The sequence below is a fragment of the Terriglobus sp. RCC_193 genome (genome assembly GCF_041355105.1).
Classification (GTDB): domain Bacteria; phylum Acidobacteriota; class Terriglobia; order Terriglobales; family Acidobacteriaceae; genus Terriglobus.
The window spans coordinates 366,068-392,202 of sequence record NZ_JBFUPK010000002.1 but is presented as its reverse complement, the minus strand read 5'-3'; the positions used below and the strand labels follow the sequence as shown (position 1 = coordinate 392,202).

Below are 26,135 nucleotides of genomic sequence, written 5' to 3'. Positions count from 1 at the left end.
GTGGGCGTTACGGAACAGTTCGATGTGCTGGTGGTGGGTGCGGGGCATGCCGGTTGTGAGGCTGCCGCGGCTGCTGCGCGCATGGGGCTGCGCACTGCGCTATTCACGCTGAGCGTGGAGATGGTTGCGCAGATGAGCTGCAACCCCGCGATCGGCGGCATTGCCAAAGGACATCTTGTTCGTGAAGTGGATGCGCTGGGCGGCGTGATGGGCGAAGTGGCCGATGCCTGCGGCATTCAGTTTCGTTTGTTGAACACCTCGCGCGGGCCTGCGGTGTGGTCGCCGCGTGCTCAATGTGACAAGGCGCTGTATCGCGTGAAGATGCGCGAGGTGCTGGCACGCATTCCCAATCTGTCTGTGGTTGAGGCGGAAGTTGTGGATGTGGTGCTGGAAAGCGGCGGTGAGGCAGATTTGGCTTTGTCGCTTCCGGATACATTGCAGGCTGAGGAAAGGAATGCAGGTCCCCTTCGCTTCGCTCAGGATGACGGATTTGTCGCTAAGGACAATGCTTCCATGCAGCGGCGTTGTGTTGGTTTGAAGTTGCGGGATGGATCTGAGGTTCGGGCGAAGGCTGTTGTCATTACGACCGGAACCTTCCTGAATGGGTTGATTCATTGCGGTGAAGAACGCACGAGTGCTGGACGTACTCCTACAGAAGCGGCGAGCGTGTTTCTTGGCGAGAACCTGAAGAAGCTGGGGTTGCGCGGTTGCCGCTTGAAGACGGGAACGCCGCCTCGGCTGGATGGCCGGACGATTGACTGGTCGAAGTTTGAAGAGCAACCCGGCGATGAAGACCCGACGCCGTTTTCGTTCCGCTCGAAGCAGGTGCCGCAGTTGCGGCAGGTGTCGTGCCATATTGCTTACACCACGCCTGCGTTGTTGCAGTTGATTCGCGATAACGTGCATCGGTCGGCGATGTACTCGGGCCGGATTGAAGGCATTGGCCCGCGGTATTGCCCTTCGATTGAAGACAAGATCGTTCGTTTTCCCGATAAGGAGCAGCACCAGTTTTTCCTGGAACCGGAAGGGTTGAACACCGACGAGGTGTACATCAACGGCATGAGCACGTCACTGCCGCGCGATGTGCAGTTGCAGATGGTGCGTTCGATTCCGGGGCTGGAGAATGTGACCATGCTGCGGCCGGGTTATGCGATTGAGTATGACTCGATTGATCCTACGGAGCTGGATCGTGCGCTGAAGGTGAAGTCGATTGACGGGCTGTATCTTGCCGGGCAGATCAATGGCACCAGCGGTTATGAAGAGGCAGCGTGCCAGGGCTTGATGGCGGGCATTAATGCGGCGCTGGTGGTGAAGGGTGAGGCTGCCTTCACGCTGGATCGCACGGAGGGTTATACCGGCATCCTGGTGGATGACCTGATCAGCAAGGGAACGAATGAGCCATATCGCATGTTCACATCGCGTGCGGAGTTTCGTTTGCATCTGCGGATTGATAACGCGGATCGCAGGTTGACACCGCACGGGCGACGGCTTGGACTGATTGATGATGACGCGTGGGCTGATTATGAAGCGCGGCAGGCGCGGATGGCTGCGATGACGGTTTTGCTGGAGACGCAGCGGGTTAGCGAGTCAGCGAGCCAGCAGGTTGGTTTGATGCTGGCTGGTTTGAAGTCGGGTGAGTTGGCGGATGCATCTTTGGATGACGAGAAGAATGCAGGTCCCCTTCGCTTCGCTCGAGGGCATGCTTCGACTTCGCTGCGCTCCGCTCAGGATGACGGTTTCATGGGCATTGCTTCAACGATCAAGGGGCAGACGTATGCGCAGTTGTTGAAGCGCCCTGAAGTTCGTGTGGAGATGCTGATTCCGTTTTTGCGCGAGGAGATTGGAAAGATTTCCGACTTGCGCGAGTATGCGGATGAGTCGATGACTTCGCGTGTGCGCAATGAGCTTCGTGCGGTGGAGACGGAGATTAAGTTTGCGGGATATCTGGAGCAGCAGCGACGGTCGATTGAGAAGTTGAAGAAGGCGGAAGGGCATGTGATCCCTGCTTCGTTTGTGTATCGCGGCATCAGTGGACTTTCGCGCGAGATGCAGGAGAAGCTGGAGCGTGTGCGTCCGCAGACGATTGGGCAGGCGAGCCGGATTCCCGGAGTTACACCTGCGGCGGTAACGCTGATTCATCTGTTGATTGAGGTTGAGGGACGGAAGGCTGCGAAGGTTTAGGGCGTCTTCCAGTCGCATCGTAGCGGTGTGAGAAGACAGCAGGCCCCCTTCGCTTCGCTCGAGGGCATGTTTCGATTTCACTTCGTTTCGCTCAGGACGACGGTCTTCGACCGTTTGAGCTTCGCTTTGCGAAGCTGGTGTGGGTTTTGTGGCCGGAAGGCGTTTAACGTGTCGGTGTAGGAAGACGCGTTGGGATTCTTCGCTGCGCTCAGAATGACGGACTTTGGCCGTAGGAGCTTCGCTTTCGCGAAGCTGGTTTTGGTTCTGTGGCTGGAAGCGATGGGCGGCATAGGTGCTGTGTGGCCGCGCACGAACGGTGACCCTGAAAACGCACGAACAGTGACCTTGAGGGTCAAAAAGCGTGCGTATCCCATTTTTGGAAGGTTTCAGGTCCGCAGAAGGGAGAGCATCTCCTGCGGCCCTCCCACTCGGTTGTCAAAGAGCTTCACGGCGAGCCTCTGGAGGCTATCGATTCAGGACCAGGTCTGGTGGGCCATACCACCGGACGCCCATGCCACCCTGAATGTCGGTGATGCTACCGTTGGCGTCGATAGTCAGGAAGCAGGCCACGACTTTGGGACCGTAGGGATCGTCCGCATCCAAGCCCTCGATCTGAGCGCTAGAGGAGGGCGTGTACCCGGTGCCTCCGTTGATGATCCTGAAGCCGTTTGTTGTGAAGCGCGTTCCAGCTTGCTCAAGCTGCAATTCGATGAAGGCCTCGGTGACTCCGGGCTGAACAGTGAGAGCAATGTTGACGGTCGCCGTGTGCCCCTGAAGGTCTGTCGCCGTGGCTGCCAAAGTATAGGAGCCGATGGCGGTGCTGGACGGCACATTAATGTTGCCGCTGAACGGCGTGTACAGGGGCTGCGCCAGGCCCTGCTGCAGCGTATTGGACGGGGGTGCGCCGATGGCGCTGGCATCCACCGTAACCGCAATCCCGGAACTGGTTGCGTCCGGGTGCACGTTCACTTGCACGGTGGTTTGTCCACCCGGTGTTGCGTAGGAAGCGGCTGAGCCGGGGATAGCGAAGGTCGATGGCGTACCACCACCATCATCTGAGCCGGTATCGGTGCCGCTGGAGTCCTCGCAGACTAGGCTGAACGCTCCCATGCTTCCGCGCCAAGTATTGCCCTCTCCATCCTCGAACTTCGCGAGCGCGTTGAGGTCGCCATCCACATAGCATTCCTTGATTCCATGCGTGGGGTGATCAACGATCTCGAAGCCATTTGGAGTGCAGTAGACCTGGAGAGACTTTTGTGTCTGTCCCACCGGCAGTGGAAGCACACCGGAGGTGATCGTACGAAGCAGCGTTGCCGGAAAGTTTGACGGCTGCCCACCGTTGAACGTCGGATCGGAAATGCTGAAGCCTCCAATGGAGAGACGCTTCGCCGTCGCACCCAACGGACAGCTCCAATAGCCGTGGCTATCGCGGCTCCAAGTGTCTTTGTTGTTCTTGAAGGCGAAGATGAGCAGGTCAACATACTGAGCACACCATTGGTTGCCTTCTCCGTCCTGATACAGGCTATGTACGAGGCCGGATGCGTCCACCCACGCTGAGAAGCCATGTGCGTCGTTGTCGCCGCGCTCGATGCCGTCTCTGCAATTGCCGAGACACACGGCTTTGTCGAACGTGTAGCCAGCCGGTGGCGCCACATAGAACGGAGCGAGGAGCGGTGGCGAATACGAAGAAGGCGAGAAGCTGAGATTTCCGGTGCCGCTGACTTTGCCATAGCCGAAAACGACTTGCTCGCCGCCGAGCAGCGTCAACTCAATCCAGTTGATGCCATTCGCTCCGAACACCAACACAGAGTTACGCGTGCGCCAGCCTAGGAATGCATAGCCCACGTCGCCCGACCAAATGTTGCTGTCGTACTTATTGCCGTCCGACCACACGAGGTTCAGCTTGCGCGTGGCGCTCACGCTTAGATCGCGAATAACGTGAAGCTGGTGGTTGGCCTCAACAGTGCCTTGTGGTGAAACCCATCCCTGCACATTGCCTGGATTGATGCCGACGCTGGGGATGCTCACCGTCGCGCCGGATGCATCGCCACCAGTCCAGAAATAAGCTGAACCATCCTGCAGCGGAATCTCTGTGTAATCGCCATCGTTGCCCGGATCGGAACCGGGAACATTCACATAGCCACCGGGATTACTGGTGTCGTACATAATGCTCTCGTCGTAAGGCTTGAGCGATAAGTTCACCAGTCCCGCATCACTGCCGGGCTGGCCAGAAGTATCTCCACCAAACGTCTTGAAGCTCTGCTTATCAACGAAGTAATCGCCAGCGAACGTGTAGCTTGCGGTGTCATCCACGGTGAAGCGTGCGCGTGGCCGCACACCGGCAAGAACGGTGCCATTCACGTCGCGACAGAACATACCAGCTGATACAGCGATGGAAGGGCGTGGAGCGTAGGGCTGGACGTCCGGCCCAAGCGCGAGATCGCGTTCATAGCGCGAGAGGCGATCCACCTGGTCATACGTGTTGTTCGCAAAGTCGTAGTCCACACGCACGCGATTGCGGATACGCTCAAGGCCCACGCCAGCAACGCCCTTCGCGAGTTGGTGAGCCTTGTGTGGAAACTCCGGCGTGCGCTCCATGTAGCGGCAGCGCAGAAAGCCAGCTTTGCCACCCGGACCGACGTGCGAGGGGTAGTTCAGACCACGCGTTTTCAGTGTTGTGATTGCACCGTCCGATGACGCCACCTGCCAGCGCTTGTCATAGGCAGAACCATTGCCACCGTTCGTACCGCCCAGCACAATCCAGTCGTCTGCGTCGAATGGAACATCCGCGTCGAATGTAACAACCGGGTTCTGATGGTCGGCCATGTCGATGGACACGATGTTTGCATCTACGGCAGGAATGAGGATGTCGCGGAAGGTGGAGACGACATGGTTAGCTGCCGCGCCGATATCGCTACCGGATGGCTTGATCGTCTGAGGCTGAATGTGAGTCCTGTCGAGAGTGAAGTAGCTCGGACGCGGCTTGTCGCAGAGGAGGTAATACTTGCCTGCGTCGAAGCGAATTGTGCTGCGGCAGCAAAGGCTCATCTGATCAAGGATGGCTCGCAAGGTGGTGCGCTGATTGAATACGTAGCTACCAGAGAAGCGCGGACGTCCGTTTGCCAGCAACTCGGCGAAATACTGACCTGCCTCGTAAAACGAATCCCAGCTAAAGCAAGCCTTCTGCGCTGCGCTCATCTCCGATGGACCATTTGCAAGGTCAAGCGTGTAATGGCGCTGCACCTTGCGACGCAGGATCACGTCCGCGATATGCCACGCCGGATTCACAGTGAAGGCAAAGGCTTCGACGTTGCCACTTGCATCAAAGATGCGAGTCCGCAACGCTCGCCATTCGCCGATAGGATTCCAGTCAGACCAGGAAGCCGCATCGTTCTTCGTGTCGTCCGTATAGCTGCTGCTCTTGTGTTTGTGACGGATGGCATAGTAGGCCAGCCGCGAGTACGCGAGCCGGTTGATGCCAGAAGGAAAGTCACTCCAGAAGCTATCCACAAGCTGGTCGCCACCCTGAGAGGATGCATCGCTCAGGCTCGTACCAAGTGGTGTGTCATAGCCGTTGTGGAAGTGAAATTGGGCGGGATCGTCGTTCTCTGAGAGCCACTGAAGATCGTCGTCGATCCACATGCCGGTGTTGGAATCCCATGGGCCATCACCAAGGAAAAAGAACTTGGTGCGCGTGTAGTTAAGATCGTCGTTGCCGGTGTTCTGCAACATGAACTTCGGCCCCGCAACACCCGTGACCTGAACATAGCCATATGCCAGAGCGATTGAGTTTCCAACTGCCGAAGACGATGCGGATGCAGCCATTAGAACTTCCTCCGGCGATCCACGTACCGCGTGCTGACATCCGCAATGGTTTCGCTGTAATCCTTCTCAAAGTCAGTGAGAACAACAAGGGCACGTTCAGGAACCCTGCAGGTTGGAAATGTATTCTGGCATGGAGTTACATCTGTTGCGCCACAGCGCAGCTCGCCATATTCCAACGGGCAAATCTCACCATAGTTAAACTCCGGCGTATCTGCGGAACTCGCATCCACAATATCTTTGCCATCCAGCTCTGCGGTAATGCCAACGCTGCCAAGGTCGAACGTGCCATGCACCTCCAGCCATGCTGACTCCGCGCCAGCCTGCCACAGGCGATAGACGAACAACGCACCATTGATCACGTTTCGTTGCATGATGCGCTCAAAGTCACGTTGCATGCTATTGCCGGTGACGTTCTGCACTTCGAACTGAGCCGTATCGGCGTCCATGTTACCGACTAGGCTGAACTCAGGGACGCCAACGAGCCACGGCAAGTATTCATTCTCTGCGGTGCCACCGTCTGCAACGATCACACTGGGAGCTGTGATCCTGCGATTGGCCCAATAAAGAACCTCTCCACTCGGAAGCTGCACGTCGAGCAGATCGGCGGGAGCCACGCCGGTCCGTGTTGCAATGAGGCGTGCGGGGTAGTCCATTCCACCGGCAGCGTTCACTGCATCACCTCAAGTTTGAAGAACGGAACACGAGCCGCTGTAGCAGCGCCATTCTTCGTGGCCAGCACAATGATCTTCACGCGGTGAAAGTCGAGTGGCACATCCGCCTTTTCGAACACGGGCGAAGGCGGCAGAGCATCTGCGAAGTAGAGATCGACCGTACCAACTGCCATACCGTCCAGGGCAACGGCAAACTGGCCGCAATCAGTTCCACTCTCTGCGAAGATGCGAAAGCCATAGCCCTTGTATTCATACTGTGCCCACTCGTTTGCTGTGGTGCCATCGTTGACGAGGGTGAGGTAGGAGACTCCGTCCTCGGCCCGAACATGTTCCGCCTCGGTCCAGTGAGAGCCTTCTGTGACCACTTGCAAATCGTCGTAGTCGTCACGCACAAACAGCGAGATCGCCTCATCGGCCCAATTAGCCGGATAGCTCAACATCGCGACCGTAGGAACCTCTTCAAACTGAAGGCCGGAAATGCTCCACTTTCCAAAGCTATCGGGCTGAATCTCCGGCTCTGTCACGAAGCGGCCAACGTATTGACGAGGCGTGCCGTCTGGCTGGATATCCTCCCAATCGAGGACGGTGAAGAAGCCACGCCTGAACTGTTTGCAGAAGCGCTTCACGCGCCGCACACAGGCGAGAGAGCGGCCCGTGTAGGACATCGTGAAGATCGTTCCGCCATTCGTCGTCTCGATGTCCATCGGACGGCCACCAGCGGCCTTAATTCCGACCACCGTATTCGACCCTTTGAGTGAGCCTTTGTAGTCCCAGGTCATGGAATCGGCCACGGCCTTGTCGAAGCCGCGAATCGGGTTAAGGATGTCCTCTTTGGCCATTACGATCCAAACCCCGCGGAGTCTCCGATGCTGTCGTTGATCACTGCCCGCAGCGTTCCCGCATTGCGTCGTGCGGCACGATGGAAACTGTCCGAATCAAGCGCCTGCACAGTAATATGCGTGTTGCGAGTTACTGTCTGCATCATGCGCTGGCGACGGTCTGTGTCGATAGAAGACTGATAGCTCTTTGCAAGCTCTTCAGGAGAGACGCCGCTGTTGATCGCGCGAAGCGTCGAAAGGTGCGCTTTCGCCGGATTCGAGCGAACCATGAACTCGCCGATCTCCGCGTTTACCATGCCTTCGGTTGGAGAGGTGCTGAAGTCACCGAAGCTGCTGATCAGATCGCCTGTGTGATATTGAGCCGCCGTGAACTGGAACTGGCTACGCCCGGCCTTCTGCAGCTTCGTCAGCTTCGCCTGTGCCGCAGTAATCTCCGGCTTGATTGTGTCGCTGTAGTAGGACTGAGCGCCCGTTCCCCACTGGTCTGTCTGCGCCTTCGAGCTCGCAGAGAATGCGTCCATATCGGAGTAGATCGAAAGATAGTCTCCACCGCTTTGCTCGAAGCTCTTAAACTCATCCGCAATCCATGGCTGCACGGTCTTTTCGTCATACTGCTTTGCTTGCGAACGTCCGTGATCACCAAACAGGCCGACGAGCGCGCCTGCTGCAGCGCCCACGAGCGCGCCGCCCGGTCCCGCAATCATGCCGCCGAGTTTAGCGCCAGACATCGCGCCGCCGAGCATGCCGCCAAGAACACTCTTGCTCTGGTATGCGCCCCACAAACCAAGACCGGCCTGACCGGCTCCGAGAAGGCCGCCACCCTTCTGCCAATCGGACGGCTTCGATGTGCTGTCATCTTCATTGGCCATGTCGATGATGCTGCCGCCCGACGAATGCCCGGTGATAACTCCGCCCTTGTCGTCAGAATTGAAGCTCTTCGCAAAGTCGATTGCGCTCTTGGCCTGCGTCGCATAACCGAGGGTGGAGTTAGCCAGCGCGAGGCCGCTTCCCGAAGAAGAGCCGAGTCCTTGCACCGACGAAGGAATGGCCGAAACCATGGGCATGCCGCCTGTAGAGAACGGCGTGAAGGCGCTCGCACCAGTGCGCAGGTTTGTCGTGTAACCGCCCGCAGACGACATCAAAGGAGCAAGACCAGCAGGCAGACCCGATGCCATGGATGCGCCCGGTGCGCCACCGCCAATAATCGTCGCCGTGCCAACCTGTATGGTTGCGGTGCCGACCTGGAGTGCGCTGGCGGCCGCACCCATCGGTGCCTGCATGCCACCAACAGGAACGGTCATGCTGCCGCCGCCAATGCCATGAATCCAGGGCAGCTTATCCATGCCGGAGAACATGCCACCGCTGCCGCCCTGCGCGCCAGTGAACTTGCTGCCATAGCGCAGGAAGATGTCAGCAGCGCTCTTCGCCATGGAGCTTTCCGCTTGTTGACGAAGCGCCTGCATGGGATCGGTGATAAAGCCTTGCAGAGTGCTGGCAATCCTGTCGCGCGTGTCGCGTGCGTTCTGCTGCAGCTCCGCGTTCTTCTCGCGGTCCATGGCGATCACTCGGCGCTGATAGTCAGCCTCGCCGATCTCCGCATCGTTGAGCATCTCATCGAGCTTGCGGCGGCGATCCGCGTAGTTGTCCAGAATCTCCTGCTGTGCCTGCTGCCAAACCGGCAGGCTGCGGCGGCGAGCCTCTTCCTCCATCGTGACTGTTTCGTCAGCATTGTCACGCATGAGACGCGCCTGCTTCCGTGCGGACTCCTGCCGTGCAGCATCTTCCGCAGCAAGCTCCTTCTGCAGCGCGGCAGCATATTCAGCGGTTCCACGCTGCGCATCAGTCCACAAATCATCAAAGTGCTGGCGCATACGCTTCGTCGTCGCTGCTGACTCGGCGTCGATCTGTGCAAAGCCGGACAGCGTGGACGTGACGCTCTGCGTGTAGCTGTCATCGATGTCGCGATTAAACTGCTTCACCTGTTGTGCGATATCGGCAGCAGCACGAATCCGAGCGGACTCGCGATCCTTCTCAGCGTTATCGGCGCTTACGTAGTGGCCAGCCTTTTCATCATCGTTGATTTTTGCGAGGTCCACGTTGAGCTGCGCCTGCGTACGTCCAACACCCTGCATGCCTGCAATTTCTGCGGCGCGCGACGTCTGATTCGACGTCATGTTCTCTGTATCCAGGCGCTGCTGGCGCTCTGCCTGATACTTGCGATCAATGGCTGCGCGGGCTTCCGCACTCGCTCCATATTGGCGCGTGTAATCTTCGTATTGCTGCTCTGCCTGCTTTTGAAAGGCTGCTTCGCCACGAAGACTTGTTACCTGCGCTGCATGATCAATCGTGATCACTTCTTCGTGAGCCTGAAGCGCCATTGCACGACGGCGCACCTCGCCTTGACGCTGCGCGTCCGAGAGGTCCTGTTGACGCTGAGCTTCCCCGGATTTTTCATCTAGCGTCAGGGACGGCGGCAAGTTGTCCTCGTGGACGCCGGGAATCTTTCGTATCTTGGCGATGGTTTCGTTCCGCGCATCAAACCGCGCCCTATTCTCGCCCTGGGCCTGTTGTGCTCGAAAATTGGCAAGCTCTTTGTCAGCTCGTTCTTGAGCTGCCAGCAAAGCCGGGCCTTGTAGTCCCGCGACACTCACGCCCAAATCGCTCTGTTTGTTCTGTAGAGCGATTTCTTGTTGAAGTTGACGAATACGCTGCTGTGCCTTTTCTGCTGCCGCTATACGCTGAACCTGAGCGTCGACCTGACGTTGCATAATTGGGCTGGCGGCTTCCGGTTGGCCTTTACCTGAAGTATTTAACCCTTCGGCATTGACCTGTGCCTGCGCAGAGTATCCAAGCCACTGCAAAACAGAACCGCGATCACTATCTACGTCGTATCCTGCTGCTTTAGCTGACCTATCGAACTCCTGCATCTCCTGCGTGAGTTCAGCCAAGTTTCGTTTTGCCTGCTCAAGCGAGGCATTGTTGATAATGTCTTCTCTTTGCGATTTTTCGGCTTCGGTGCGATAGTCCTTCAGCCCTCCGTTCAATTCGCTAACGGCTTTGTAGCCTTCGTACATGCCTTTCGCGATACTGATTCCGATCATGGCATAGCCGCCGACCACAGCGACCTTGCCGAGCGCCATGATGCCATTCATCAGCGCAGGCGATGCGGCAATGACCTTCTCCATCGCGCCGGTGATCTCAATGCCGAAGATGTCGCGTACCTGACGCAGCGAGTCAATCGGCTTCAGCGAATGCTCATGCACATCGTCCAATGCCTTCGTGCCGGTCTGCCGGAACTTCGTTGCGGCTGCATTGGCATTGTTAAGCTGCTTCTCAATGTTCGCAGTCTCGCCGAGACCACTATCGCTGGAATTGCTCACGAAGCGACCACTGGCACCGCGCGAGGTGGACATGGAGCCGCTGACGAAGCTGGCCTGCGCCTTCGCAACGCGCTGCTGATTCTTCTCCAGATTGGCGATTTGCGTGTCCTGCGCGGTTGAGGCGGCCTTTACGGAGGCGGCATAGGCATCCACAGCCTTCTTCGCATCGGTGGCCGCAGCAGTAGCCTTTTTCTGGCCTGCTTCCGACTTCTCACCAGCCCGATCCGCAGCCTCGGCCTGCTTGCCGAGGGACACGGTAACGGAGTCAACCGACTGCTTTCCTTTGTCGGCCTGGTCAGAGAACTCCTTCCAGCCACGGATGGCACCGTTCTGGTCAAGCAGGATTTCGAGTTGGGCTGTGCTACCCACGTTTACTTAATCTCCGCACCGCAGTGACGACACCGGACCACTGTGGCTTCTTCAGGCCTTCCGCAGGCGTGGCAGGAAGGGTGTGTTCTCAGGAAGTGGTTCCGGGCGGTTCGTAGTACCCGCAATCCTTCCAGCTCCGCGACGCTCAGGCTTTGGGGCTGCATCTCTACCACGGCATCCAGCCAGACCAGGTAGTTGAGCCAGACGTAATAACCATCTGCGTATTGCCTGCGCGGAAGCATCTTTTCTTCCGCCTCGGCCCTCTCTTCCGGCTCCGTCTCCGCGATCACTTTCAGCGCAAACGGAAGCTGGAAGCCTTCCTCAAAGAAATCGTCCGCAGCCGCAGCCAGTGTGACCAGGTCACGGGCTACAGCGATCAATCCAGTGAAAACAAGGCACGAGCAGCAACGGCCTTGTGATGGCCGTCCATCTCTCGGACGATGGCTTCCTTGCCCTCCAGCTCCGCGCCATTGGCCATGTAGCCGCTGCAGCACACAATGAGATCGTCATAGATCGCCATGGACGCCAGCTCCGGCGCGACGAAGGAATTGATTGTCATCCCATCGCGCTTACCCACGCGGATGTTGGCACTGCCAGCGCGAAACTTGCGCACATGCTCAATGCCGGGCTGCACGAAGGTATGAGCTGTCTCGAACAGGTGCATCGTGCCATCCGGGGCGGACCATAACGACGAGAGCTTGACCTCAACTTCATCGCCATAGGCGTCCACCATGCTGAGCGATGTGGCCGATGCCAACAACTTGCTCATGCCGATCCGCTGGCGCAACGGAATCTTCGCGGCGTCCAGGTCGCGATCAGCGAAATGCTCTTCGCCGTTCGGACGAACCGCCATGACCAGCAGCACATCATTGACAAGCTGCAGACCGGCAACATCTTCGTCATAGATACGCTCGACTGTGCTGGGCGCTACCTGGACTGTTTCGGAGAGGATGCCAGCGTAGTATGCCTTCCATTCCTTCGCAGTCACGCGGCGGATGTGGTAGCGGTAGATCGCGTCCTTAGCCTTCATGGAGAGAAAGCGAGGTGCGTCAAGTGCGATGTGGGTGGGTGCTGTGATGACTTCCTGCATACCGTTCCTCGAAATGAATTAGGTGGGTGCGCCGAAACGCACCCACATCGTTTGCGTTTAGTCCTCTTCAGGCGGGGCGATCACGGTGCCGTAGGCGGCGATGCCATTCACCAATGTGGCGGTAGCGACTTCCTGCCCAACTGCGCGGAGAATCGTGTTCTCGTCAAGCTGGACGGAGTAAGCCGAAGACCCATTCTGGTCGGTGAAGTCGTCGGCAGGCAGGATCACCTTCGGGAATTTGAAGTTGATCTGCGATGGTCCGCTGGTCGTATTGATCTGCAACTCAAGCGGGGTGCCAGCACGCTGCCATGCACGCACGTCGTCGGTGGAGTCAGCGGCGATGACCAGCTTCACCTTGGGCTTCGGATTACCCCACTGCAGGAAAGCCGCTGTGGTGCCGTTGCCGGGTACACGCATCTCTGTCGTGCCACGGTCAAGCTCGATCTCCCACGACAGAACGCGAGGATAGAAGTCCAGCGGCGCACCCACGGGACCGAGCTTCACCTTGGTATCGGAGCCATAGAAGCGCTGGCGTGCAACAATGGCCGGGACAGCGCCCATGGCACCATCCACCGTGCGGCCAGTGCCCATCAGCGACAGCTTCAGGTCCATTGCTCCCTTGGCCGTGCTGGTCAGCGTGAGCGTCGATCCAGCAACGTCCAGCAACTTGTACTTGATGGCGTTGGTGTCTTCGATGTACATGTTCGAGACCTTCGCCACGTTGTTCTGCGAGTCCTCAAACTTGAAGGTATGGGTGTAAACGCCAACCGCGTTCGTCGCGGAGTGGTTGCCCATCACCAACATCAAGGCCCATCCGGTGTTCCAGTCATTCGCACGCGTCGTCAGGTCCAGAGCGGCGCTGATAGCGATAAGGTCAGACTCGGTCGCAGAACTATGGCCCTTGCCTGCCTGGTCCACGTCGGACTGCATCTCCGGGTTGAATTTCACGTAGGAGGTGGGGTCGATCTTCAGATGCTCGGTCAGATCGGCGTCGTCGAAAGTTTGGGCGAAGTCAGTCTGGATACCCGCGCTGACCACTACGTTGCGCAGTAGATTCCGCTGCGTATTGAAACCGATTGACATGGTGTTACTCCTCGTTGATGACTGTTACCGGCCAGACGCACCGGACAATGTGGCAAAGCCTGTTTGCGAAATTGACCAGGTAGATGCTGGGCATCTGCATCGGACCTGACCACTCGATGCCGGGAGCAAAGCGGCGCGCGGACATGCTGTTAAAAAGTGGGCGTATCGCGTCCGCCATGCCCTGGATGATCGGTTCGCTTACGCCATCCTCAAAGCCGTAGTAGCCGATGATCACGATGTTGTGCGTGTCCGTGGATGTGCGGATCAGTTGACCATCCTGAGAGGCGACACCGTCACGCGTGATCAGCCACGCGTTGATCTTGGCGTCCTTCGTAAACAGCTCACGAAAGCTCTTATCGCTATTGCTGTTGCGGATGGTGTCATACACCTGCCCCATGCCGGAAACGGATTCCAGGCGCTGCTGTGCAACGTGCGTGATGTCAGCAAGCGTCATGCTGCAACTCCGAATCCGGCGCGAAGAAACGCCTGCGCAATCTGCTTCTCAAGGACCGGAACTGCATTTTTCTCAACCTCCGGCAGTGCACGCTCAAACATGTGGTGAGGCTTGGTGCCGTGGTAATAAATCTTTCGCAGGACACCGTTCGCAATCTCACGCGCCTGCTCTTCCGTATCGGGGTGGAACTTCAGAAGCACCCATGCATCCAGTGCATCGTAGGGCGGCATGTGCGGCCTGCTGCCGTCTTCAACCGCATCGGCATACTGATCAGCACCAAGACGCGGAGAGACGCCCACCAGCAAGCGCAGCATGCCCTGATCAATGTCCGTCTCATGCATGATCGACGAAGCGAGATTGCCGGATGCAACGGCAGGAGGCTTATCGCCGAAGGGTGTGCGGATGAGGTCCTGCACCGTTGCCTCAGCCAAACTGCCAAGCACATCAAGGCCGCTCTTTGCGCCTTCCAGCAGAGCATCATGGCCCTTGGCGTCGAGCGTCTCCCATCCGTTGATCCGCGTGGTCCATTCCATCAGCGGCCACCTCCGCGATGGATCAGGCGTGGAGAGCCGTCGCCCATCATCTGATCCTGATTCAAGCGACCGAACGCAGGCGCAGGCTGCGTGTCGCCATCTGCGCCTGTCGTGCCAATGGCGTCCTGGTACCGCTTGCGCAGAGCTTTCGCCATGGTGAGGGCTTCCTGCCCCTTGGTGCGGTAGCTGACGGAGTCAGCGCTCACAGAGGCATCGCCGAGGTCGATGTAATCGGCGGCGAGCTTCTCCATGTAGAGAGCGCCAGCAAGATCGGCGACGGTGTACAGGTCCGCGTCAGCAACCGTGGTGCCGTCATCGGCATGCCGCTGCGTCCACTGCAGACGCACGGGGCTGCCAGCAGGCACGGAGATACCTACCATCTGCAGACGGATGCCGGATGGCAGGCGACGCATCCGGTAGCCCATGTCATCCACGGGCTGCGGGTTCTCGTCGTCCACCGGGTACTCAACACCACTGACCTCGGAGAAGCCGTCTTCAAATCCATCCGGCAGCTCAAGCAGCGATGTACCGCTGCCGTTGATGTCCGTGCAGACTTCAAGCGGTCGATCCAGCGAGTAACGCTGCGTGATCGCCTGGATCACGAAGCGGCTCGGCGTCGGGATGCGGGAATTGTCCTGCATCACAACGTCGAGCATTGCATTCGTGATCTGTTCCAGGGTGGCCATTGCTTAGACTTCCACCTGTGCAATGTGGAGGATGACGTAGCCATCCGTGGGAGCCGTGGTCGCGGGAATGGCGGTGATATCGACGGTGATGACATCGCCTTCATTCACGTCATAGCCACTCGGCACGCCGCCGCCCTTTGCAGACTGCTTGACGTACTTCGTGGCTGCCGCGCCTGCAATGGTCAGGTCTGCCTTCAGGATGTTATTGGCACCCACCTTGATCTGAGCCGTGGTGTTGCCAGCGCCGGTGCCGGTGGCTTTAAGGACAAGCTGCGCGCCGCTGATGCGCATGGGGCGCGGTGCCACAAAGGCAACGACACCAGCGCCAACGGCGAGCGCTCCCATGAGAGGCAGCGTGACGTAGCTGCGACCGATCTTTTCCATATGCTTCTCCTACACAGAGGGCGCGGCCTGGACCGCGCCCTCTCGGTTGACTTGTGAACGGGGAGGGTCTTAGTTGCCGAACTTACCGATACCGCGATAGTCCGTGAAGGTGCCGCCGAACTCGAAGCGCACCTTGAACTGTGCCTGGTCGTTCGAGAACGCCTTGCCCTGCGTGGGATCGTTGGAAGTGAACAGCTCCGGCTCCTGCTGACCATTCAGGAAGCCAACCTCAATGAACGGGAACGATGCCGCAGAAGCGCCATAGAACCAGTCATCCACGTCGGCGAGCCGAGCGTTGACGATGATCCGTTCATTGTTGGCACCGAACCGCTGATAGAAGCCATTGCCAGCGGCCTGTGTGTTGTTGATCTCAATCGCAGTGCCTTCCAGTTCAGGAGGCACCATGATCCAGTTCAAGTCCATGTCGAGCGGCGCGCCAGAGTTCGGCTCCGTCTTGCGACGCAGCGAGGTCTGCGCGATCTTCAGGTTGGCGGTGCTGAGTGCGCCGCTGTAGAGGTTCGCATGGTTCGCATGGAACATGGCAACAGCATCGCCACCATAGTTTGGATTCGTGACAAAACGCTGCGTGAGGAAGGTGCGCAACGTGTTACGTGCTGCACGCGCCTGCATACCAGGGAAGCGCTGCACAACACTCGAATCGTCGTTGATGATGGTTCGCCGGCTGATCGTCAGAACGCCGCCACGCGTGGACACTGCGTAGCTGACACCCTCGTCTGTGGGATACGCCATCTCAACATACGCGTCGTTTTCATTCACGACAGGCAGTTCAGATAGGCCACCCAGGCGCTCGCGATACTGATTGCGGAAGTCGCTTGCGCTGCCGAAGGTGACGAGCTGGTTGAGCTTGTCTGTGGAGGTCTCCTCCGCGTATTGCTCCAACAGCTTCTTATGCATCGCATCCTGCATAATCAGCGGGAAGGTGTCAGACGCGATTGCTTCTGCGGAGAGCGCGAACATACCACCCTGAAACTTCAACTCAGAGTCGCCAGTAATCGTGACGTAGGCATCACGGATACCTTTGAAGGGAGTCACACCCTGCCCCTTAGCAGACTTCACATCGAGTAGGCATTCAGCGGCAAGGCGCACCTTGTCGATGGTTTCCAGGCCGATACGGGCGCTGTGACGAACCGGCGACTGCATCATCGCAGCGAAGGCTTCCCGCGTAGTGCTGATCTCCGTGTCAATCGTGGTATCGGCAAGATCAGCCTCAGCAGTCAAGCGTGCTTCAAGGTGACTACGCGCAAGAGTCTTCGCGGGTTCCGGCAGCTTGCTGATTGAGAGCTTCGTCTCGATACGGTTGCGGCTGCGTTCGCGGTGAATGTCATCCAATACGGCCTGCGCTTCAGCGGTGATGGCAGTCGTTCCGGTAGAGGCAAGCGCATTGCCGATTTCAATGCCGAGCGCGTCATAATCCGCTTCGGCAGCAAGCTGCAGCTTCGTGGTGAGAGCGGCAGCCGTGGAGGCGTCCTTCTCCTTCAGTTGATTCAGAAGGCGAAGCAAAAAATCCTTCATTTTGGCTCCTACGGCGACCTTCTCCGGCGCGCCTGGGTTGCCGGTCGATGTCCGCTTGGGCGAGATACCGGGCTGTTGATGTTTCACTGCGCTTTCCTGCGCGGTGGTGACGTCGTCGCCATACGCGGCTTGAGCGGCCAGAAAACGGCCACCCGCCCCGCCGCGACCGACGAGGTCAACGGAATAGAGCTTGATGAGCTTGTCGGCGATCTGGCACTTACGCCCTTCAACGACGCCCGACTTATACGAAGAGAGATGGAGTGCCGACACTGCGAAAACGTCGGCCTTACCTGCCTGCCTTGCTTCATGGAGCTTGCTGCGCAGATCGGCCTCCGCACCGAACAACTGCACCGAGCCACGCGCCTCATTTCCGTGAAACAGGCCGCCCTGGACGAAGCCAGCGATCCGCTCTGGATCGTTAGCGCCTGTGGGATCAGGGCCGCGCTGATCGGGATGACGACGCCCGAAAGGTACCGTGTGCGCCTCTGCGGCAAGCGCCAACTCTTTTACGAACTCAGGTGGATAGTAGTGATCGACAGCCTTACCGTTGAGAGCGCCCTTACCCCATCCGGCCTTCATGATCACGATAGGAAACGCGTCAGTCTCAGCAGCAGCTTCTGCCGCCGTGAAGTCAAACTCCGCAGCCGTAGCAACCGGGACATACGCGCGCTCGACTTCCTGTGCATCCGCATACGTGACCGTGTTGTCATCGCTCATCGTGTAGCCGATCTTGAAGAGCTTCTCTTCAGGGCCGCGAGCGATGATGTACGTCGGGAAGGTTTCGATGAGATAAAACTGCGGCTCACCGTAAGCGCCCTTTCCAAACTGTTCGGTCAACGCCTCGCTGAGGCGGCACTGCTGCTCATCGAGCGACAGGTCCGCCTCTGCGGTAAGCGCGATCATCCTGGTTGCGTTGGCTGCAAGAGTGATCATGCTACTTCTTCGTCTCCTTCGGGAAAGCGATCTTGTCGCCATCCGCTGTCAGCACCCAAAGATGGGGAACGCCGTCGATCTCGCGCTCTTCGCGCTTGACGAACTCATGTGGCTCCATCTTCTCGATGTCGGCAGCCGATGTTGGCTTCTTCACGCGCAGTAGCTTATTCGCGGCATGGAGCGCCTTCACGCGAGCGGCGTTGGGGTTATCCGGGTCTGCACGCAGCACAGCGTCCTTTTCTTCCTTGTAGGTCTTCTTCCATTCCGCCTGCAGCTTGCCTGGAAGATGCTTGGGTGCCGAGTGATCGGCAAGAGTTGATGCCATGGCTCTTAGCTCCTTGTGGTTGTGACTGACAGGCCGAGACTCTTCAACAAGTCGCGTTCTCTGTCAGTGGGTTGAAGTAAATCCACTGCGACATGTGGACGCATGGTGCAGTGGCAGAAGATCGTGTTAGCCGCAGAGCCAGCCGGATCGCGCGGATACATCAGCGCTTCTCCGCCGACTTCGAAACTCTCATCGGCCTTACGTACCTGTAGATCGGCAAGGATGTGCGACACACGCGGCACGCGTGCGATAGGCAGATGCACCCACTGCTTGCCGATGCCATCAATGTTTGTGGACAGATCAGAGATACGTGCCTGCTTCGCCATCGAGTCAACGCGCATCACTTCGTTCATGGCCGTGTCTGCGGCCTTGGCTCCCAGCGTTCCAAACAGGCCGCTGAATTGGCCATTGCCTTGCGCCTGACCAACAACGTTGAAGAGATCAGAGAGAGTGGTCTTGCCAAGGTAGGAGCGCTGAATCGCGGCGTTAATCTTCGCCGTAGCGTCTGAGGTCACGCCACCAATCAGATCCGCTGAGAAGCCCTGCACAATACTCAAGGCGCGTGTATCCAGCACCGGCTGGATGAGTTGCTTGCCGGTGCCAGCGAAGACGACGGAGTCAACGCTATTGGCCGCCGCGCGATACGTCACCGTCTGCAGGCTGTTCACCGTGTTCTGTGCCACGTTGCGAAGCTGCGTAAGGGTCTGCTCAATTCCTTGTTTCACCAGGCGCAGGCGCGATTCGCTGTAGCTGTCCGGTGTCACCTGCGCAAGGTCCTTCATGATCTGGCGATGGGCATCTTCCAGCAGTGGAACCATCGCCGCACGAGCTTCCGGCGCAAGCAGCTTTGCAGCCTCTGTAAGGCTGTCCATCTGCTGCGTGTATGCGCCGCTGCGGGAGAGTGCCATGGTTACGCATCAACTCCCGTCTGGCTGGGCAATGCGTTCTGCTTCTGCAGCGCGGTCAGTGCCTCCTGCAGCTTGCCCTGGTCAAGGATGAGGTTCTGGTTTTCACGAGCCTTATCCTGCAACTCCGCCTGTGCGAGCTGGTACTCCTTCAGCGGATCGTCGATCTCAACGCCGACCTCGGCAAGCACCACGCAGAACGAACGCGCCGCAGTCTCGCTGCGAATCCAGCCGCGGTCCTCCGCAACCGTAAGCGATGTGGTCACGCTGCTGAGTGTGGTCGCGCCATTGGTGAGATCGCGCACTGCAACGTTGGGAACTTCTATCGTGAAGGACCGATCTACCGCGTCACCCAGGACGCCTGCGATCACCGCGCAGTCGATCACGAAGGCAATCACCTGCGTGAGCGAGTGGACAAGGTTCTCCTGCCGTTGCCCAACCTTCTTTCCGGTGGGGCCATTCATCTCATCAGCAGTCGAGCGATTGCCGGAACCGGAATCACCGAAGAACCAATCCGGCAGGCCAGCGCCACCTTGGCCATACTTCTTCACCACCTCAGAGCTATCGGCCATATCCGCACCCTGCAGATCGGGCGTCTTCGCTTCGACCGTAACGCGGTCGTTGGTGAAGAGAGCCTCGCCCTGCCGTGGCGGGTTATTCAGGACAGATTCACGCAGTGCTGCAACCTGCTTATCCGTACCGCCTTCGACGGTGTAATGCCAGATGTATTGGTTAAGGAAACGAACCTTGTCCGCGAAGTCAAAGATCATCTGGTCGAACACGTCGATCCAGTCCGCGAGAGAAAACAACTCGGAGATGCCACGGCTTCCGCCAGATGCCTTGTTAATCGGAAAATAGAAGCAGTTTCCCTTCAGATGGCCAAAGGTCTCCGAGTAGGGATCATCATCCGTGCGGACAAGGTTCAGCACGCGCGGCTGCGCTTCGCCCATCAGGCGCTTGAGCTGGACGCCAGTAGGAATAGCGATTGCTTCGCCGCCATCGACAGTGTCCAGAACACCGAACTGGATACGCTCGATACCCTGCGGGTCGATATAGCCAAGGCGCACGGTGCCGTTGACCGGATTCACGCTGGCGACATTGCAGACCTCACCAAGCCTCGTCTGCTCGTCGCACCACTCACCGATGCGCTTATCCATGGCGTTGACCGGATCGTCCCAGAAGCGGTCGATCACGGCCTGCACATCGGGGTCAGTGGCAACGACGCGGAAACCCTTGCCGACCGTGTAGCCGGTGATGATCTCAACGATGCGCTTGCCCCACGGTGTTGCAACCGAGAGGTAGTAGCAGACCTGCTGCATCCGGTCCTGCATCATCGGCGTCAGGTCGCGTTTGCTCTGGCGGCTGGTGATGCGGCGGAAACCTGAACCCGGGACACCGTCAGTGTTTCCCTGCATCAGTATTTCCGGCGACACTGCCTCCGCCGTAACCTTCGGCTTCATTGCGGCAGCAGCTTCACTGAGGTCCATCAGAACCATGCCAGCGCGTTCATGCGGTTTGTGACCGCTGAAAAGTGTTAAGAGGGCCATATACTCCTCCGGCTCCTTTGAATCAGTTCGCGTGGTTTATTGGGGCGGCCCACACCAGACACAGCGGCAAGCAAGCGGCTCAACATGCCGCGCTCTCCACCGCGCTCACCCGTCTGTGTGCGGCCCGTGGCTGCAATCGCCTTAAAGTTCATCTCGCGTGCAAGGCGCACGGCGCTTTCCAGCGCGTCCGCAAGATCGTCCTTGATCTTGCCGAGGTAGATGAGCTGCTGAATCAGAGCCGACATGCTGCCATCAAGGCAGAAGCGAATGGTGCCGTTCTGAATAAGGCCACTCATTGTGGCAATGCGCATGAATTTGTCAGTGAGGTGCTGGACGCCGACGAAGTTGTAATAGCGTCCCGTTGCAACCGACTCCGCTTCCAGCGTCTGCCGCAAGGCAACCTGATACGCCTGATCTTCAAGACCGATGACTTCCGGCTGCTCGTTATCCGCCAGCTCAAGGATGAACTTCACCTGCTTGAGAAACGGCATGCGGGACTGCTCGGCACGCAGCACGTAGATTCCACCTTTGTCCTGATCAAGTCCAATGGTTACGCTGCCGAAGTAATCGGCCTTACGAGACTCGCTGATCGCCGGATCGTGATAACTGATCTTGATGAGCTGGAGGCCCGGCAACTCGGAACGGAAATACTGGTGGTTATTGATCCAGGCTTCTTCAAAAACCTGAGTCTCTTCGGAGATCGGAAGGTTTCGATATTCCTGGTTGAAAAAGACAATCCCGACGTCATGCAGCTTCTGCTGCAGCGCTTCCAGCGGCCACTTCGCAGGCCACAGGATGGAGGACGCGACGATGGCAATCGTTCCGCCTATCGTGACCAGGTCGCAGGCCTGATAGCGCAGCTTCTTAAAGCTGGGGAACTTATCTGCGCTCAAGAGGTCAGACAGGAATGAGTCGAAGTGGAGGATCGTACCCACAACGAAAATCTGGCACTGGCGTCCAAGGTTCATGACCGTGCCCTTGAACCAGCGCACCAGCTTCGCCCGGCTCTCCGGGTTCGCGACGCCCTCTTCGTTCTCCATGTCATCGCAGATGACAAGGTCTGGACGCCACTGGCGGTAGCGCAGGCCACGCAGGCTTTGGCCAGCGCCGCGTGCAACGATGGTGATGCCTGTCTTCGTGCGGCAATCGTTGACGTCCCATTTCTTATCGCCAATCAGATCGCCGAATGCCTCACGTAGCTCTACATTCGTTTCCAGCTCTTCCTTCACAGCGGCGAGCTGTAGCGCCGCCTGCGGCTGCGTGTCAGAAATGAGAACAATGAAACGACGGAGCTTGTAGCAGATGCAGTACAGCGGAAAGATCACGCTGACGACTGTGGACTTCGCATGTTCACGCGGCGCGGCGATGGCGCAGTGCCGCTCGGTCAACAGGAGCTGATAGATTTCCTTGTGGAACTCGGCTGGCTCAACCCATTCACCCGTGACCGGGTCACGCATGAAGTGGCCAAGATACTTCTTCGCAAATTCAGTGATGTCCGTTGCAAGGTCCCATGCCTCACGCAGTACATCCTCACTCTTTTGGGCAACGAGTAGCGGACTCTCCGGCGCGATTCCAAACACCGCGCGGAGAGAGCCTTTCGTCTCCTCAAGAATGCTGCGTTTCGACTTGTTGCTTGAACGACTCGGCGGCATGTGCAATCTCGGTGATCAGTTCATCGCTGATGGTGTCAATGACGACGCGGACTTTCTCTCGCGTGCGTAGCTTCTGGATTACGTCCTTCGCGGCCTTTAGGTAGATTTCCTTCGGGTCGCCAGCTTCTGCGGCATACTGTGCGCGTTGTGCCTCGCTCCTCGCGATGTCCGCGTCAACCTTGCGCTGGGCGAGTTGGATACGCTGCACGCGCGACATGCTTAAGGTGACTTCTTGCAGCCACCCCATGTACTGTGCGCGTTCCTTCGGGTCATTCGTCTTGACCAGGTTGAAGACTTCGCGAGTCAGCGCATTGACGACGGCGTCATTCACGCCTTCAATAGGCTTGCCTGCGAGAACTTCAGCGAGCCGCGCTGCAGCGTCACCTTCTTCAATGACCTGATCCTGAATGCGCTGGCGGTCGATGTAGTACCAGCGATGCAGAGATGTCTTCGGCAGCTTGAACTCAGGAGCGAAGAGGGCAGCAACTTCGGGGTCGAGGTCTTGCCACTTCACGAAGTCGCAAGACAGCTCTTCGATCTGTGTCCAGGTCTTGCCCTTGCCGTTGTAGAGTTCGCGAATTTCTTGGTGGACAGTCTCCGGCAACCGGTCAATCTGCAACGGTTGCCGGTACTTCCGTTCATCGCGCACGCCGGGGCGCTTCTTTGCAGGCTTATCGGCCAAAACCCACCGCCTCGTCTTTGGCAAAGCCTTCGACCAGGTTGCGGCCAACCGGAGTGATCTCGATGCTCTTCAGCAGGAGGTCGCCGGACCAGTCATCATGCTCTGTTTCGCATGTCAGATACTTACGGTCGCAAAGGTCCTGCAACACGGTGATGATGTCGCGCTCACCAAGCGTGCTGTAGCCACGGCGGCGAAGGATATCGAGCAAGGTCAGATGCTGCAGCCGATGCATCTGCGCAGCATGGTTGTTGTACACATGCTGCAGCACCTCTCGGCGCAGGCGAACCAGATGATCGGGGGACAGCTTCATGGCTTACTTGTTCTCCTTGGCAGGTTCAGTGGCGGAAAGTTTCAGGTTGTCGATCCATGGACCGAGTTTCAGGTGGAACTGTTCAATGCGGTCCAGGGCGGTCTGCTGTCTCTCGAATGCATCCACCAGGCGAGCTGAGTCGGCGGCAGCCTGCGCAATCAACAGTTCGTTGCGCTGCTCTTTCACGTCATCTTTATTGGCCAGCTTGTGTGTCGCCTCAGCCAACATCTCCTGCGCTGCGATACCGCGTTCCTGCTGGTCAAGCTGCTTCTGCTGCAGATCAAATTGCCGGTCCTGCGAGCGCGACCACATATAGATCAGGAGAAAGATCACGGCGAAGGCTGGCCCCCACGCTTTGGCGAGTGCGAAGGTCTCGGCTGGATGGTCGCGAAAGACATCGACCATCTGATTGCCGAGGTAAAGTGACCCACCGCCGACGAGGAGCTTGCCTGCAAAGCCACGCAAGTCCGTCGTCAGCCACGGTGAGCGCTTTCCCGGCGGAATGATCTGCGGATCAGCCATTGAGGTGCGAATCCTCCAAGCTCTCTATCGGCTTGAGTGGTACAGCCACCTCTCCAATCAAGGCGACGGCTTTCGCGTCACGCTGCTCATGCCACTGCTTCTGCGCGTCCAGGGCATCAATGACCTGAGCCTTATGCGAAGAAAGCGACTGGCTGAATCCGCCCAGCGCAGCGCCCGACATTGCCATACCAAAGGCTTCTTCAGCGGAAACCACTCCGAGGGTGAAGAGGAGCCACGCAAGGGCCACCACCACGCCTCCAACGATCACCCGCCATTTCGACTTGAGCCAAACCACAACGTTCATATGGGTCATACCTCGCTCTTCTAGCCGGGAATCCCGGCGTTCCTGATATGCGCGCCAGCTTGGCGCGATTTATTGGGCTACCGTCGTACCTTCCAGCACCCCGGCCTCGCTGTGCGCCCGAATCGGCGAGGGCAGGTTCTCCACCACCAGGCCGGGCATTTTGGGGCATCTCCGCTTCCGCGTGTCACGCTTCTTCCGGCTGCGGAGAAAGGACGGCACAATGTGTGCGTGATGCCACTCTCCGCAGCGGTCGCAGTGATAGCTGTGCATGTCTGCGTAGCCATCAATGCCCCGCTGGTAGAAGCGCTCGGCTGCAAGGGCCGCAGATTCGCTGGGGTACGAGTCTTTTCCCTCGCATCTCAAGCTCTGCCTCCCCTACGAACACGCCGCTGTTAGTGCAAGCCCCAAAAGGAAGCCGAACATCAGGCCGCCCATAATGCCGATGGAAAGCCATTCGTAGGCATCCTCACGCTCACGAAATGGGCCACCCGTAATCGGTCTCCCCATGCAGGACCTCCTCTTCCGGTTCGCCTCCGGCTGATCGACGGCCCAGCCGAAGGGCTTTACTACCCTGGCAGCCTGTACTCCGAATGAGGGTTGGCGTCCGTCGCCGCTCCCCGCCCACTGCCCCTCGTTAGTTGTATGAATGTCTCTATTTGCCCCAGTTAAGCTGTACGCCGGGGATGAGCTGGAAGGCGTTCGCGCCTGAGACGGTGGACTTGGAGAACCGGACATTGGCCGACAGGAACCAGTTAGGCTGCGGCAGTTTGAAGAAGATCGCGCCGCCTCCGGTGTAGTTCCAGCCGGTGTGAGCACCAGTCACGGCGATACCTGTTGACCCGGTGGCAAAGATGTCATGACCTTTAACCGTCGCGACCTTCTGAGCCACGAACGCTCCCACATTGGTACTCACCACGATGGGCTTAATGGTTTCTGGCAGGAAGTCCACGATGGTACCCGCATAGGTCCCGGAGCCGTTGAGCGAGTGCGCCCACAGGGCGGTGCCGGAGACGGAGGGCGTCTGACCAGGATTCGCGGATACGCCGAAGCCGTAGATGTCGGTGGGCAGCGAGGCATCTACCGTCAACATGGGAGCACTACCATCCGCAAGGCCACCTTCGCTAGAAGCATCGCCCCTCGCCCAAATCACAGAGGTTGCATCAGGCTGTGTACATCCCGCTCCAACCTCTGCATAGCATTTCGTGGCCGATTGCATGCTTGCAGGTAGACCGATCACCACCAGTCGGCCCATAAGATCATCGCCATCTCGGCGGATCGGAGTGAAGGTGTTATCCGGCTTCAGTGCCTGTGCGTGAGTGGAAAGGACCGCTGCTGCCAAGAGCGCGGTACCGAGGGCCGCGCGAAGAACATTCTTCATCGTTTTCTCCTTCATGCTTCTGTTACCGAGGCCGGTGCAGCGGAGGCCGCCATCATCACCGGGTTGCCATACGGAAAAACTTCAGAGGGCCAGCGGATCGCCACGCACTGGAACCGTGGAACCCGCGCGATGCGGACCATGTCGCCCTGATTGCCGCCAAGGACGTGGTAATGCGTTTCGTCCTCGCCAACGTAAAGGCCGACATGCCCACCACCGGAACGCGTGAACACCAGAACTGCACCCGGAACAGCGCGGTGCAGAGGAGTGCCCCACAGCCGCCAGTTCAGCGCGCCCAGCACATCCTTCTGCGGAGGAATAGCCTTGCCGTCGTCATGCATGATGTGAGCCATCCACAATGCACACCAAGGAATTGAGTCGTGTGCGTAGAACTTAGCGACCCATGCATAGCCAAGCGACCGCGCCCATCCGACGATCACAGCGTTATCTGCAATCCCCGGTGCTTCCTTGATGCCGATATCCACACGAGCGCGTACCAGCCATGAAGGCTCCGGCATAACACTTTCGGTTGTGATCGGCATCTCCACGCGC

Annotated in this window: 25 protein-coding genes; 1 reads left to right on the top strand and 24 read right to left on the bottom strand. The window is 58.4% G+C overall.

Annotation, left to right across the window (positions count from 1 at the left end):
• Positions 1 to 2,181, top strand: a complete 2,181-nt coding sequence (gene mnmG, locus AB6729_RS10490) for a tRNA uridine-5-carboxymethylaminomethyl(34) synthesis enzyme MnmG (protein ID WP_371081563.1) — start codon at positions 1 to 3, stop codon at positions 2,179 to 2,181.
• Between the two features lie 465 nt (positions 2,182 to 2,646).
• Here the strand turns inward: mnmG and AB6729_RS10485 are convergent, their stop codons facing one another.
• The 24 genes from AB6729_RS10485 to AB6729_RS10370 all read right to left on the bottom strand — a co-directional run bounded on the left by AB6729_RS10485 (position 2,647) and on the right by AB6729_RS10370 (position 26,125).
• Positions 2,647 to 6,006, bottom strand: a complete 3,360-nt coding sequence (locus AB6729_RS10485; RefSeq protein WP_371081562.1) for a hypothetical protein — start codon at positions 6,004 to 6,006, stop codon at positions 2,647 to 2,649.
• On the bottom strand, positions 6,006 to 6,677 hold the full coding sequence (locus tag AB6729_RS10480; RefSeq protein ID WP_371081561.1) for a hypothetical protein: 672 nt from the start codon (positions 6,675 to 6,677) through the stop codon (positions 6,006 to 6,008). Before AB6729_RS10480 ends, AB6729_RS10485 begins: the two co-directional genes overlap by 1 nt.
• The gene (locus AB6729_RS10475; protein ID WP_371081560.1) at positions 6,674 to 7,516 is read right to left on the bottom strand and encodes a hypothetical protein; all 843 of its coding nucleotides are present in this window, start codon (positions 7,514 to 7,516) and stop codon (positions 6,674 to 6,676) included. The genes AB6729_RS10480 and AB6729_RS10475 overlap by 4 nt, the downstream gene beginning before the upstream one ends.
• Positions 7,516 to 11,265, bottom strand: a complete 3,750-nt coding sequence (locus AB6729_RS10470; protein ID WP_371081559.1) for a hypothetical protein — start codon at positions 11,263 to 11,265, stop codon at positions 7,516 to 7,518. Before AB6729_RS10470 ends, AB6729_RS10475 begins: the two co-directional genes overlap by 1 nt.
• Before the next feature lie 2 nt (positions 11,266 to 11,267).
• On the bottom strand, positions 11,268 to 11,645 hold the full coding sequence (locus AB6729_RS10465) for a hypothetical protein (RefSeq protein ID WP_371081558.1): 378 nt from the start codon (positions 11,643 to 11,645) through the stop codon (positions 11,268 to 11,270).
• Positions 11,642 to 12,355, bottom strand: a complete 714-nt coding sequence (locus tag AB6729_RS10460; RefSeq protein WP_371081557.1) for a hypothetical protein — start codon at positions 12,353 to 12,355, stop codon at positions 11,642 to 11,644. The genes AB6729_RS10465 and AB6729_RS10460 overlap by 4 nt, the downstream gene beginning before the upstream one ends.
• Positions 12,356 to 12,412: 57 nt before the next feature.
• On the bottom strand, positions 12,413 to 13,438 hold the full coding sequence (locus AB6729_RS10455; RefSeq protein ID WP_371081556.1) for a phage tail tube protein: 1,026 nt from the start codon (positions 13,436 to 13,438) through the stop codon (positions 12,413 to 12,415).
• Positions 13,439 to 13,442: 4 nt separating this feature from the next.
• Positions 13,443 to 13,892, bottom strand: coding sequence for a hypothetical protein (locus AB6729_RS10450; RefSeq protein WP_371081555.1), 450 nt, complete (start codon positions 13,890 to 13,892; stop codon positions 13,443 to 13,445).
• Positions 13,889 to 14,425, bottom strand: coding sequence for a hypothetical protein (locus AB6729_RS10445; protein ID WP_371081554.1), 537 nt, complete (start codon positions 14,423 to 14,425; stop codon positions 13,889 to 13,891). Before AB6729_RS10445 ends, AB6729_RS10450 begins: the two co-directional genes overlap by 4 nt.
• Positions 14,425 to 15,111, bottom strand: a complete 687-nt coding sequence (locus AB6729_RS10440; protein ID WP_371081553.1) for a hypothetical protein — start codon at positions 15,109 to 15,111, stop codon at positions 14,425 to 14,427. Before AB6729_RS10440 ends, AB6729_RS10445 begins: the two co-directional genes overlap by 1 nt.
• A gap of 3 nt (positions 15,112 to 15,114) precedes the next feature.
• A complete protein-coding gene (locus tag AB6729_RS10435) occupies positions 15,115 to 15,495 on the bottom strand; it encodes a hypothetical protein (protein WP_371081552.1) in 381 nt (126 codons plus the stop codon).
• A gap of 69 nt (positions 15,496 to 15,564) precedes the next feature.
• Entirely contained in the window at positions 15,565 to 17,961 is a 2,397-nt protein-coding gene (locus AB6729_RS10430; RefSeq protein ID WP_371081551.1) for a hypothetical protein, read from the bottom strand.
• A gap of 1 nt (position 17,962) precedes the next feature.
• The gene (locus AB6729_RS10425) at positions 17,963 to 18,286 is read right to left on the bottom strand and encodes a hypothetical protein (RefSeq protein WP_371081550.1); all 324 of its coding nucleotides are present in this window, start codon (positions 18,284 to 18,286) and stop codon (positions 17,963 to 17,965) included.
• A gap of 5 nt (positions 18,287 to 18,291) precedes the next feature.
• Positions 18,292 to 19,194 (bottom strand): hypothetical protein, encoded by a 903-nt coding sequence (locus tag AB6729_RS10420; protein WP_371081549.1) that lies wholly within the window; start codon positions 19,192 to 19,194, stop codon positions 18,292 to 18,294.
• Positions 19,195 to 19,196: 2 nt separating this feature from the next.
• Entirely contained in the window at positions 19,197 to 20,738 is a 1,542-nt protein-coding gene (locus AB6729_RS10415) for a hypothetical protein (protein WP_371081548.1), read from the bottom strand.
• Complete coding sequence (locus AB6729_RS10410) at positions 20,726 to 22,390, bottom strand: hypothetical protein (protein ID WP_371081547.1); 1,665 nt, start codon at positions 22,388 to 22,390, stop codon at positions 20,726 to 20,728. The genes AB6729_RS10415 and AB6729_RS10410 overlap by 13 nt, the downstream gene beginning before the upstream one ends.
• On the bottom strand, positions 22,344 to 23,072 hold the full coding sequence (locus AB6729_RS10405; RefSeq protein ID WP_371081546.1) for a phage protein Gp27 family protein: 729 nt from the start codon (positions 23,070 to 23,072) through the stop codon (positions 22,344 to 22,346). Before AB6729_RS10405 ends, AB6729_RS10410 begins: the two co-directional genes overlap by 47 nt.
• Entirely contained in the window at positions 23,062 to 23,382 is a 321-nt protein-coding gene (locus AB6729_RS10400; protein ID WP_371081545.1) for a hypothetical protein, read from the bottom strand. The genes AB6729_RS10405 and AB6729_RS10400 overlap by 11 nt, the downstream gene beginning before the upstream one ends.
• A 3-nt stretch (positions 23,383 to 23,385) precedes the next feature.
• Complete coding sequence (locus AB6729_RS10395) at positions 23,386 to 23,904, bottom strand: hypothetical protein (protein WP_371081544.1); 519 nt, start codon at positions 23,902 to 23,904, stop codon at positions 23,386 to 23,388.
• A complete protein-coding gene (locus AB6729_RS10390) occupies positions 23,897 to 24,217 on the bottom strand; it encodes a hypothetical protein (RefSeq protein ID WP_371081543.1) in 321 nt (106 codons plus the stop codon). The genes AB6729_RS10395 and AB6729_RS10390 overlap by 8 nt, the downstream gene beginning before the upstream one ends.
• Positions 24,218 to 24,277: 60 nt before the next feature.
• Positions 24,278 to 24,571, bottom strand: coding sequence for a hypothetical protein (locus AB6729_RS10385; protein ID WP_371081542.1), 294 nt, complete (start codon positions 24,569 to 24,571; stop codon positions 24,278 to 24,280).
• A gap of 12 nt (positions 24,572 to 24,583) precedes the next feature.
• Positions 24,584 to 24,715 carry a hypothetical protein gene (locus AB6729_RS10380; protein WP_371081541.1) on the bottom strand — a complete coding sequence of 44 codons (132 nt, stop codon included), beginning with the start codon at positions 24,713 to 24,715 and terminating at the stop codon, positions 24,584 to 24,586.
• Between the two features lie 145 nt (positions 24,716 to 24,860).
• On the bottom strand, positions 24,861 to 25,586 hold the full coding sequence (locus tag AB6729_RS10375) for a hypothetical protein (RefSeq protein WP_371081540.1): 726 nt from the start codon (positions 25,584 to 25,586) through the stop codon (positions 24,861 to 24,863).
• Positions 25,587 to 25,597: 11 nt separating this feature from the next.
• Positions 25,598 to 26,125: a TIGR02594 family protein gene (locus AB6729_RS10370; RefSeq protein WP_371081539.1), complete on the bottom strand. Its 528-nt coding sequence runs from the start codon at positions 26,123 to 26,125 to the stop codon at positions 25,598 to 25,600.
• Positions 26,126 to 26,135 lie beyond the last annotated feature (10 nt).